Source organism: Mesorhizobium sp. M7A.F.Ca.CA.002.04.1.1 (genome assembly GCF_004022805.1).
GTDB lineage: Bacteria > Pseudomonadota > Alphaproteobacteria > Rhizobiales > Rhizobiaceae > Mesorhizobium > Mesorhizobium ciceri.
Genome location: NZ_RZPL01000110.1, coordinates 1 through 10737, shown reverse-complemented (window position 1 = coordinate 10737; position 10737 = coordinate 1). Strand labels below are relative to the sequence as shown.

Sequence of the window (10737 nt, the reverse complement as noted above, 5' to 3'; positions counted from 1 at the left end):
GAACTGGTGCGATTGCGGATATCACGGTAGATGTCGCCTTCCGGCGTATAGGCCCAGATCTTGCGACCCGAAATCGTCTGCCAGAATTGCTCGAGGCGCTGCAGCCGGCGGCTCGATTCATTGCCGGCGATGATCGCCGCATTGATGGCGCCGATCGACACGCCGGAAAGCCAGCTCGGCTCGCAGCCGGCCTCTGCCAATGCCTGGTACACCCCAGCCTGGTAGGCGCCGAGCGCGCCGCCTCCCTGAAACACCAGCGCGACGCGGTCATACTGCGCCGAGATCTCCGCGATGGTGGCGGTGGCCTCCTTGTTGCGATTGCGTTCGAGCACGGCTTTGGTCTCCGACTTCTGTTTGGGCTCTGAAAGGCTTGTGCAGCTCAGGTGCGGTCGGCGAGATAATCGTGAACCACTTCGCCCAGCCCAAGCGTCAGGTCGGCGGTGAAGTGGACGGCGGATACGATGTCGAGCACCGGCAGCCGCGCCACGTCGGCCATGACGTGCGGCCGCAAATCGAGTGCGGCGGGCGCTGTCCAGGCTTCCTTCAGCGTGATGTCGGTGAGGTGGTAGCGGACCAGTTCGCAGATGCGCGGCGTGCCGTCGACATGCGGGACGATCTTGATCAGGAAATTGGGCGCGGCCAGCGAAGCGAGGACAGAGCCGTGATCGGCTTTCTTGTGCTTGTAGCCCATCGTGCCGGTGGCGCACAGAACGCTGCCATAGTGCAGCGTGCCGACGATGACCTCGCCTTCATGCACGATCTTGGGATTGGCAAGCTTCTTGGGAAAGCCCCACAGTTCGCGGCCGCCGGCGATCGGCGCGTCGTCGTCGAGATACATCGAATGGACGTAGGCGCCGTGCTGGCCCTTGTAGCGCACCGGGATGACCTGGCCGGTCTCGGTGTAGTCGCCGAAACCGGTCGAGTCAGGCATGCGGATGAATTCGTATTTGACCAGCGGCTCGTCGATCTCCAGCGGCTCCGGCACGACAGCCTCTAGCGCCTCGCGCGTCGTGCGGTAGGTGATGATGACGTATTCGCGGTTGAAGAAACGGTACGGCCCGGGCGGAAAGGAGGGGTTGGTCAGCGGCATCGCATAGGCGCGCTTCACGACATCGGCGATCTGCAAGGCTGTAGCCCCATTTTGGTTCAGGAATGACTGCGCGAATGCGCTCCGGATTATGTTGCACGGCACCATGACAGTGCCGTGTCAGCCGCCTGACAGCCGCCCAAGGGGCCTGTCGACGGCCGTCTCAACCCTGTAATCGCACCGACATATGGCTATGGCACTGTCATGGTGCGGCGCACAAAGGCGGCCCCGTTCGTTCCCTCCCACCTCTTGCGAGATCATCATGGGTTTCCTGTCTTCGAAGAACGCCCTCGTCACCGGCTCGACCAGCGGCATCGGCTTGGCCATCGCCCGCGCCTTTGCCGTGGAAGGCGCCAATGTCACCATCAACGGCCTTGGCGATGCGGCTGCCATCGAGCACGAGCGCGCCGGCATCGAGAAGGATTTCGGCGTCAAGTGCCGCTACTCCGGTGCCAACATGATGGATGGCGCGGCGGTCAGCGCCATGGTGCATGAGGCCGAGGCTGCCTTCGGCAGTCTCGATATCCTGGTCAACAATGCCGGCATCCAGCATGTCGCGCCGATCGAGGAGTTTCCCGATGACAAGTGGGAAGCCATCATCCGCATCAATTTGCTCGCCGCGTTCTACGCCATCAAGGCGGCACTGCCGGGCATGAAGACGCGCAAATGGGGCCGTATCATCAACACCGCCTCGGCGCATGCGCTGGTCGCCTCGCCGTTCAAGTCGGCCTATGTGTCGGCCAAGCACGGCATTGCGGGCCTCACCAAGACGGTAGCGCTCGAAGCAGCGCTCGACGGCGTCACCGTCAATGCGATCGCGCCGGGCTATGTCTGGACGCCGCTGGTCGAAAGGCAGATTCCCGACACGATGAAGGCGCGCGGCATGACCGAGGAACAGGTCAAGCACGATGTGCTGCTCGCCGCCCAGCCGACCAAGGAATTCGTCACCGTCGACGAGCTCGCCGCGCTGACGCTGTTCCTGTGTTCGGACGCGGCCAGGCAGGTCACCGGCACAACCTTGCCGATGGATGGCGGCTGGACGGCACAGTAGAGGGTAATCCAAGCGTTCCGTTTGCCTGCTGGTGCCGCTGGGCGCTGGCAGAAAAGCACCCGGCTATGCCGTGATCTTAATCGATGCGGATGGCGTGGTCGTGCATTTCCATGATTTTGCGATCGACGCGGCGGGTTGCCCGCCTCCGGCAGGCTTCGCGGGGCACTGAGCAGGACTTCCCGCGAGGGCCAAGATGCCGCCAGTCGCATGTGCCGGCCTATTGCACGGCAGCGCAACAGGCTGCGCCGTTGGCTGAGCTGAACGATCCCAACCGATGCCCATCCGCGCACTGACGGCGACTGCGCGGCATCGGGTTTCCCAGCCTCTTTCTCGTCCCGCCGGACTACGGTGAAAGTGTCCGAAAAAGCACGGGAATATGGACATTAGTCTTGACAGAAATACAGATGTTCAATACCCGTCAGGCAATCGAACAAGCCTGCATTATGGGAGGAACGAGCGGTATGGCTTCCAATGTTTCGTTGACGGGTCTTGCCCGCGATCTCGAGGAACGCGCAAAGTCGGGCAAGCCTATCCGCATCGGCCTGATCGGCTCGGGCGAGATGGGAACCGACATCGTCACTCGTGTCGCCCATATGTCGGGCATCGAGATCGGCGCCATTTCCGAACTGAACCTGCCGGCTGCCAGCAAGGCCGTCGATATCGCTTTCCAGGAAACCGGGCATGCGCGCGAAGTGTCGAATGCTTCGGCTATGACGTCGGCGATGGAAGCCGGCAAGGTCGCGGTCACCAACGACGCCGACCTTGTCATCAACAATGATCTGATCGACGTCGTCATCGATGCCACCGGGGTTCCCGCCGTTGGCGCCGAGATCGGGCTGCGCGCCATGGAGCATGGCAAGCATCTGGTGATGATGAATGTCGAGGCCGACGTCACCATCGGCGCCTATCTGAAAAGCGAGGCCGACCGGCTCGGCGTCACCTATTCACTGGGCGCCGGCGATGAGCCGTCCTCCTGCATGGAGCTGATCGAGTTCGTCTCGGCCATGGGTCACCCGATCGTTGCCGCCGGCAAGGGCAAGAACAATCCGCTCAACATCGACGCTATTCCCCCGGACTATGAGGAGGAAGCCAAGCGCCGGCACATGAATGTCCGCATGCTGGTCGAATTCGTCGACGGCTCCAAGACCATGGTCGAGATGGCGGCAATCGCCAATGCCACCGGCCTGGTTCCAGACAAGGCTGGCATGCATGGCCCGGCGGCGACGCTTGGCGAACTGTCCAAGGTGCTGGTGCCGCAGAAGGATGGCGGCGTTCTGTCGAAGGTCGGCGTCGTCGACTATTCGATCGGCAAGGGTGTCGCGCCCGGCGTCTTCGTCGTTGCCGACATGTCGCATCCGCGCATCTCCGAGCGCATGGAAGATCTGAAGATGGGCAAAGGCCCGTATTTCACTTTCCATCGTCCCTATCACCTGACCTCGCTCGAGGTGCCGCTGACCTGCGCGCGCGTCGTGCTCTACGGCAAGGCCGACATGGTGCCGCTGGCCAAGCCGGTGGCCGAAGTGGCCGCCGTGGCCAAGAAGGACATGAAGCCCGGCGAGAAGCTCGATGCGATCGGCGAATATTGCTACCGCGCCTGGATCATGACGACGCCTGAAGCGCGCGCCGCCCAGGCCATTCCCTGCGGCCTGCTGCAGGGCGGCTCGGTCACCGCGCCGATCAAGAAGGGCGAACTCATAACCTACGCGAATGCAGCGCCCGCGGCGGGCTCCAAGATCGCCGAACTGCGCGCTCGCCAGGACAAGCTCGTCTATGGGACCGTGGGAGCGTGATCATGGCCACAGCCAGCAAAGCCGTCACTGACAGTCGCGCCAATCTGCCCTTCGTCTACCGCCAGTACAGCGCCGAGCAGCTCAAGCAGGTGCTCCACAAGATGTACCTGATCCGCCGCTTCGAAGAGGGCGCGGAGGAGTGCTACACGCGCGGCCTCATCCATGGCACCATGCATTTGTCGATCGGCCAGGAAGCCAGCGCCATGGGCATCTGCATGCCGCTTGCCGAGGATGACCAGATCACCTCGACGCATCGCGGTCACGGCCACTGCATTGCCAAGGGCGCCGAGGTCAAGCGCATGTTCGCCGAGTTCTTCGGCAAGACCACAGGCTACTGCAAGGGCCGTGGCGGCTCGATGCACATCGCCGATGTCGGCAAGGGCAATCTCGGCGCCAATGGCATCGTCGGTGGTGGTATCCCGATCGCCGTGGGGGCGGCATTGTCCTCCAAGATGATGAAGACCGGCAAGGTCGTGGTCTCGTTCTTCGGCGATGGCGCCAACAATGAAGGCGCTTTCCACGAGGCGCTAAACATGGCGGCGGTCTGGAAGCTGCCTGTCATTTTCGTCTGCGAGAACAATGGCTACGGCATGTCGACATCGACAGCCCGCTCGACCGCGGTCAAGAACATCGCCGAGCGCGCCGCCGCCTATTCGATGCCCGGCGTCATCGTCAACGGCAACATCTTCTCCGAGGTCGCCGAGGCGTCTCATCAGGCTGTTGCCCGAGCCCGCGCCGGCGAGGGGCCGACGCTGATCGAGTCCAAGACCTATCGCCATCGCGGCCATTCCAAGAGCGACCGCAACCGCTATCGCACCAAGGAAGAGATCGAGGACTGGATGTCGAACCGCGATCCGATCACCCTGTTCGAAAGCGAGCTCAGGGAATTCGGCTTCATCGACGACAAGGGCATCGAGGCCATTCGCGATGCCGTGGCGCAAGAGATCGCCGAGGGCATCGAGTTCGCCAAGGCGAGCCCATCGCCCGATATCAGCGAGACGGGAAATTACGTGTATACGGAGCAGGCGTGATGGACGCGATGGTGCGTGAACTGAGCTACGCCCAGGCGATCCAGGAGGCCATGGCGATCGCCATGGACATGGACGAGCGCGTTTTCCTGATGGGCGAGGATATCGGCGTCTATGGCGGCGCCTTCCAGGTCACCGGCGACCTGGTCGAACGTTACGGCGCTGACCGCGTCATCGACACGCCGATTTCGGAACTGGGCGGCGCGGGCGTTGCGGTTGGGGCTGCGCTCACCGGCATGCGGCCGATCTTCGAGTTCCAGTTTTCCGATTTCGCCACGCTTGCCATGGAGCAGATTGTCAACCAGGCGGCCAAGATGCGCTTCATGCTGGGCGGCGAGGTTTCTGTTCCCGTGGTGATGCGCTTTCCCGCCGGTTCCGGCACCGGTGCGGCGGCTCAGCACAGCCAGAGCCTCGAAGCCTGGCTCGGCCATGTGCCGGGTCTGAAAGTCATCCAGCCGGCGACCCCCTATGATGCCAAGGGCATGCTTTTGGCGGCGGTCGCCGATCCCGATCCGGTCATGATCTTCGAGCACAAGCTGCTCTACAAGATGAAGGGACCGGTGCCCGAAGGCTATTACACCGTGCCGATCGGCAAGGCCGATATCCGCCGCGAAGGCCGGGATCTCACCATCGTCGCCACCTCGATCATGGTGCAGAAGGCGCTCGACGCGGCAGCCGTGCTGGAGAGCGAAGGCATCGACGTCGAAGTCGTCGATCTCCGGACCATCCGGCCGATGGACAAGCAGACCGTCATCGACAGCGTCAAGAAGACGTCGCGGCTGCTATGCGTCTACGAAGCGGTCAAGACGCTGGGCATCGGCGCCGAGGTCAGCGCCATGATCGCCGAGAGCGAAGCGTTCGACTATCTCGACGCGCCGATCGTGCGGCTGGGCGGCGCCGAAACGCCGATCCCCTACAATCCGGAACTCGAGAAGGCGACGGTGCCGCAAATTCCGGACATCATCACCGCCGCGCGCGACCTCGTGAAAGGGGTCCGCTAGACCATGCCGACCGAAGTCATTCTTCCCAAGGTCGACATGGACATGGCGACCGGACAGATCTCGCGCTGGTTTGCCGAGGAGGGCGCGCACGTCAAGAAGGGCGATGTGCTGTTCGAGATCGAGACCGACAAGGCGGCGATGGAAATCGATGCGCCGGCCAGCGGCGTCCTGCGCGATGTCACCGGCAAAGAGGGTGTCGATATTGCGGTCGGCGCTGCCGTGGCGTGGATCTATGCCGACGGTGAGGCCTATGGGGCTGATGCTGCTGCGGCCAAGCAGGACAAGGCGCCAATCTCCCCCCCCGCGGGGGAGATGTCGACGAAGTCGACAGAGGGGGGCGCTGTCGCGCCAACGTCTCATTCTGTCACGCACCCCTCTGCCCTACCCTCTTTGCCGCCACTTGGCATCTCCCCCACAAGGGCGGAGATCGGCCAATCGCCATCGGCCGGCCGTGCAACACCGCTTGCCCGGCGCCTGGCCCGTGAGGCCGGCCTGAACCTCTCGACCGTATCTGGCACCGGCCCGTATGGCCGGGTGGTGAGGGCCGATGTCGACGCGGCCATTGCCGGTGGCGGCGCCCAGACGGCGCCTGCCGCCAAGGCTCCGGCTGGCGTGCCGGCTGCTGCTCCTGCCGCGCCGGTAAAGGCGATGTCGGACGATCAGGTCCTGAAACTGTTCGAACAGGGCTCCTACGACCTTGTCCCGCATGACAGTATGCGCAAGACCATTGCGCGCCGCCTGGTCGAGGCCAAGACCACCATTCCGCATTTCTACCTGACGCTCGACTGCGAGCTCGATGCGCTGCTGGCGCTGCGCACGCAGATCAATGCGGCAGCCCCGGTGAAGAAGACCGACAAGGGTGATGCTCCGGCCTATAAGCTGTCGGTCAACGATATGGTGATCAAGGCGATGGCGATGGCGCTGAAGGCGGTGCCCGATGCCAATGCCTCGTGGACCGAAAGCGCCATGGTCAAGCACAAGCACGCCGATGTCGGCGTCGCGGTGTCGATCCCCGGCGGCCTGATCACGCCGATCATTCGGCATGCCGACGAAAAGACGCTGTCCACCATCTCCAACGAGATGAAGGATCTGGCCAGTCGCGCCCGCAGCCGCAAGCTGAAGCCGGAAGAGTATCAGGGTGGCACCACGGCGGTGTCCAATCTCGGCATGTTCGGCATCAAGGATTTTGCCGCGGTCATCAACCCGCCGCACGCGACCATCCTGGCAGTCGGCGCCGGCGAGGAGCGGGCAGTGGTCAAGAACGGCGAGATCAGAATAGCCACCGTGATGTCGGTGACGCTGTCGACCGACCACCGCGCCGTGGACGGTGCGCTGGGTGCCGAACTGCTGGTCGCCTTCAAGAACCTCCTTGAAAATCCGATGGGCCTGCTGGTCTGATCCACCAAGCAGAAGCCGGCGCCGACTGATGCGCCGGCTTGCGACAGAAACGACTTGTCAGGCGCTGACCCTTGACCCATGTTCTATCTGGATTGCGATCCAGGGAGGCCAAATATGCCTGCATTCGACCCATCTGACGTCAAAACCCTGTTCGGCAAGGTCATGGGTGCGTCGCCATCCGACATCAAGCTGGTGGCGCAGCGCCTGCACGACCACGCCTTCGAGCCTCGCATGTCGGCGGAGGAGACCAGGCAGCTCGTCGCCAGCCTCGGCTATGACAGTCTGGACGCGTTCTGCGCCGACATCGGTCTGCCCACGCATATCGCCGAGCGGTGGAGCCGTTTTGGTGTTTCCGGCGAGATGAAGCAGGTGTTCACACTGTTGGCGGCGCAGCGCAAGCGGGTGGCCGAGGCGATCGCCGAATTCGAATCCATGACCCATGTCGGCGTCGAGGATTTTTTGCGCGAGCGCGGGCTGATCTAACCGCCCTTGGCAAGCAGCGCCGTGGCGGTATCGCTGTCAGTGATCAGCACATTGGTGTCGACGGCTTTCAGTGCGGCGAGGATCGCCGCGACCTTGCGCTTGCCGCCCGCGGCGAGAACCACATTCGGCACCTTGCCGACCACATCGAGATCGATGGCCATGACACGCCCGTTTACCTCGTGGTCCACCAAACGGCCATTGGCATCGACGAAATAGCACAGCATGTTGGCGACCGCGCCCTTCGCTTTCAACGGAGCGATCAGCGATGACGGAACGATGCCATGCCGGAAGATGGTGGCGTCCGGCGACATGTCGCCGACGGTGAGCAGCGCGATGTCGGCGGCGGCCGCGCGTTGGCGTACATCCTGCAGGGTCGGCTGCGCCCAGAGGAGATCGCGCAGCGAGGAATTGTCGACCGTGACCGGCGCGGTGATCTGGTAGCTGTCGACCTCGAAGACATCGGCTACCTTGGCGGCAACGATGGACGGATTGATCCATTGCGAGTGCGGCAGGCTGCCGACGAGCGCCACCACACAGGCACGCTTCAACTGCCGGCGGGCAAGGAAGCCGAGGCTGGCATGCAGGGTCGCGCCGCCACCGATGGCGAGCGTCATGCCGTCCTGCATCTGCTCGCCGAGATAGGCCGCGACGGCATGGCCGATGGCTTTCTCCAGATGGTCATGCGCCGAAGGCGTCGGGATGACGACGGCGGCATTCAGACCCCAGCGCTTTTCCAGTCCCCGCTCGAGCGCCACCTGCCCGGCGGTCGGCGCGTTGATCATGGTGACGACAATGCCCTCGGCGGTGCAGGAGGCCAGCGTACGCATGACCTTCACCCTGGAGACATCGAGCTTTTCGGCAATCTGTTCCTGGGTGAAACCTTCGACATAGTAGAGCCATGCCGTCTTGACGGTAAGGTCCGACGAGACCATCGGCAGGCGAGCCTGTCTGGGTTTTTCTGTGGTCATCGGTTCCTGTCCCTCATGAGCCGTGGCCTGACCGGTGCTCATCAAGGAAATACCGGCCGGATGTCAACTGATGCCGGATCTGCGGCGTGTCGATTGTCGCACATTTCTGTTCATTTGTAATTGACATCGTACATATGAACATATTTTGTGGGTTTCACGCGCTGTGTCATCCACCAGTCATATGCGCCGTGCAGGGAGGAAGAGACGGGGAGCCGGCCAGAGCCGGACCGGTCATGCACAGAAAGACAGGAGGTCTCATTGAAGACGCACTTCATCAAGCTGCTGGCCAGCCAGCTGGCGCTCGCGGCAACTTTGTTTGCCGGCGTGGCAAACGCCGAAATACTGACGCTCTACACGTCCCAGCCGGAAGCCGACGCGGCCAAGACCGTGGATGCCTTCAAGAAGGCGCAGCCGGGTATCGATGTGAATATCTATCGCTCCGGAACGAGCGACATCCTCACCAAGATGGCGGCCGAGTTTGCCGCCGGCAGCCCGCAGCCCGACGTGCTTCTGATCGCCGATGCGGTCTCGATGGAGCTGTTGAAGAAGGACGACCGGCTACTGCCCTATCCCGAGGCAAAGCTCGATGGCATCGAGGCGGATGCCTATGACGCCGACAAGACCTATTTCGGCAGCAAGCTGATCACCACCGGCATCGTTTACAACACCGCCGCGGCCGAGAAGCCGCAGCATTGGGCCGATCTTGCCAAGCCCGCCTATGCCGATGGCCTGGTCATGCCGAGCCCGCTCTATTCGGGTGCCGCCGCCTACCTGCTTTCGGGCTTCGTCGGCGACGCCAATTATGGCTGGGATTTCTTCCAGAAGCTGAAGACCAACAACACCGTCAGCGTGCGCGGCAATGGTGCGGTGCTGAAGGCGGTGGCATCGGGCGAAAAGCCCTATGGCATCCTGGTCGACTTCATGGCGATGAACGCCAAGAAGAAGGGTTCCCCGGTCGAGTTCGTGTTCCCCTCGGAAGGTGTGCCGGCAGTGACCGAACCGGTCGCCATCATGAAGACCGCCAGGAATGTCGACGGCGCCAAGAAGTTCGTCGACTTCATTCTTTCCGATGACGGCCAGAAGCTTGCGCTTTCGATGGGCTATCTGCCGGCGCGCGCCTCGGTCGGCCGCCCCGAATGGCTGCCGGAAGGCGTCAAGGTCAAGGTGATGCCGTTCGACACCAAGGCAATCGTCGCCAAAACCGACGCCGACAAGGCGAAGTTCTCGGAATTGTTCGGGGGCTGAGCCGGCAATCCAGTCAGGGGTGCCGTCCCAGCGGTATCCCTGACGGGCAAAACCCCGATCGCATCGGCTGATCGACCCCAGGAAACGCAATCATGTCAACACGGATCAGGGAAAGCCGGGGCCAGGAAATGGTCCTGACGGCGGCGGTAGCCATCGTCATCGTCCTGCTTTCCCTGCTGCCGATGCTGCGCCTGATCAAGGAGATCGTGGCGCCCGGCGGCACGCTGTCGACCGTCGCGATAAAGGCGGGGCTCGCCAGTCCGGCGACCTGGATCGCCACCTGGCACACACTGGTCGTCGGTATCGGCGGCACCCTGCTTGCGGTGCTGTCTGGAACGCTGGTGGCCGTCCTCGTCACTCTGACCGATATCCGCGCTCGCAGCGCCATGGTGCTCTGTTACGTCATGCCCTTGATGATCGCGCCGCAGGTGACGGCGCTGGCCTGGCTGCAATTGTTCGGCCCGGCAAGCCCGTTCCTCAAGCTGTTCGGGGCGGCACCGCCGCTCGGTACCAGGAACCCGCTCTATTCGACATCGGGCATCATCCTGCTGCTCGGCGTGCAGTATGGCCCGCTGGTTTTCCTGTTGGTGCGCGCCGGGCTGCGCAAGCTGCCGCGCGAGCTGGTCGAAGCCGCGCGGGCGGGCGGTGCCGGCTGGTTCACCGTGCTGGTCACCATCGTGCTGCCC

General features: G+C 63.2%; 11 protein-coding genes. 8 read left to right on the top strand and 3 right to left on the bottom strand.

What is annotated here, in order from left to right; all coding sequences use genetic code 11:
• Both ENZ75_RS08450 and ENZ75_RS08445 read right to left on the bottom strand, forming a co-directional pair.
• Window positions 1-332: patatin-like phospholipase family protein (locus tag ENZ75_RS08450; protein ID WP_206617021.1), on the bottom strand; the 332-nt coding region annotated here is incomplete at its 3' end.
• Between the two features lie 47 nt (window positions 333-379).
• On the bottom strand, window positions 380-1126 hold the full coding sequence (locus tag ENZ75_RS08445; protein ID WP_063169133.1) for an acetoacetate decarboxylase: 747 nt from the start codon (window positions 1124-1126) through the stop codon (window positions 380-382).
• A 223-nt stretch (window positions 1127-1349) separates the two neighbouring features.
• Between ENZ75_RS08445 and ENZ75_RS08440 the strand changes: the two genes are divergently transcribed.
• The 6 genes from ENZ75_RS08440 to ENZ75_RS08415 all read left to right on the top strand — a co-directional run bounded on the left by ENZ75_RS08440 (window position 1350) and on the right by ENZ75_RS08415 (window position 7838).
• Window positions 1350-2138 carry a 3-hydroxybutyrate dehydrogenase gene (locus ENZ75_RS08440; RefSeq protein WP_063169132.1) on the top strand — a complete coding sequence of 263 codons (789 nt, stop codon included), beginning with the start codon at window positions 1350-1352 and terminating at the stop codon, window positions 2136-2138.
• Window positions 2139-2599: 461 nt separating this feature from the next.
• The gene (locus ENZ75_RS08435; RefSeq protein ID WP_128278020.1) at window positions 2600-3928 is read left to right on the top strand and encodes an NAD(P)H-dependent oxidoreductase; all 1329 of its coding nucleotides are present in this window, start codon (window positions 2600-2602) and stop codon (window positions 3926-3928) included.
• 2 nt (window positions 3929-3930) lie between these two features.
• The gene (locus ENZ75_RS08430; protein ID WP_063169131.1) at window positions 3931-4959 is read left to right on the top strand and encodes a thiamine pyrophosphate-dependent dehydrogenase E1 component subunit alpha; all 1029 of its coding nucleotides are present in this window, start codon (window positions 3931-3933) and stop codon (window positions 4957-4959) included.
• Window positions 4959-5957 carry an alpha-ketoacid dehydrogenase subunit beta gene (locus ENZ75_RS08425; protein ID WP_027163140.1) on the top strand — a complete coding sequence of 333 codons (999 nt, stop codon included), beginning with the start codon at window positions 4959-4961 and terminating at the stop codon, window positions 5955-5957. Before ENZ75_RS08430 ends, ENZ75_RS08425 begins: the two co-directional genes overlap by 1 nt.
• 3 nt (window positions 5958-5960) lie before the next feature.
• A complete protein-coding gene (locus ENZ75_RS08420) occupies window positions 5961-7355 on the top strand; it encodes a pyruvate dehydrogenase complex dihydrolipoamide acetyltransferase (RefSeq protein WP_127417394.1) in 1395 nt (464 codons plus the stop codon).
• 114 nt (window positions 7356-7469) lie between these two features.
• Window positions 7470-7838 (top strand): hypothetical protein, encoded by a 369-nt coding sequence (locus ENZ75_RS08415; RefSeq protein ID WP_013529317.1) that lies wholly within the window; start codon window positions 7470-7472, stop codon window positions 7836-7838.
• On the opposite strand, the gene ENZ75_RS08410 is transcribed toward ENZ75_RS08415, so the two are convergent.
• Entirely contained in the window at window positions 7835-8806 is a 972-nt protein-coding gene (locus ENZ75_RS08410; protein ID WP_027162947.1) for a sugar-binding domain-containing protein, read from the bottom strand. The two genes, ENZ75_RS08415 and ENZ75_RS08410, sit on opposite strands and share 4 nt — an antisense overlap.
• A 258-nt stretch (window positions 8807-9064) precedes the next feature.
• On the opposite strand from ENZ75_RS08410, the gene ENZ75_RS08405 reads away from it, so the two are divergent.
• Entirely contained in the window at window positions 9065-10051 is a 987-nt protein-coding gene (locus tag ENZ75_RS08405) for an ABC transporter substrate-binding protein (protein ID WP_063169129.1), read from the top strand.
• A gap of 92 nt (window positions 10052-10143) precedes the next feature.
• A partial coding sequence (locus tag ENZ75_RS08400) for an ABC transporter permease subunit (RefSeq protein WP_128278019.1) occupies window positions 10144-10737 on the top strand: 594 nt, incomplete at its 3' end.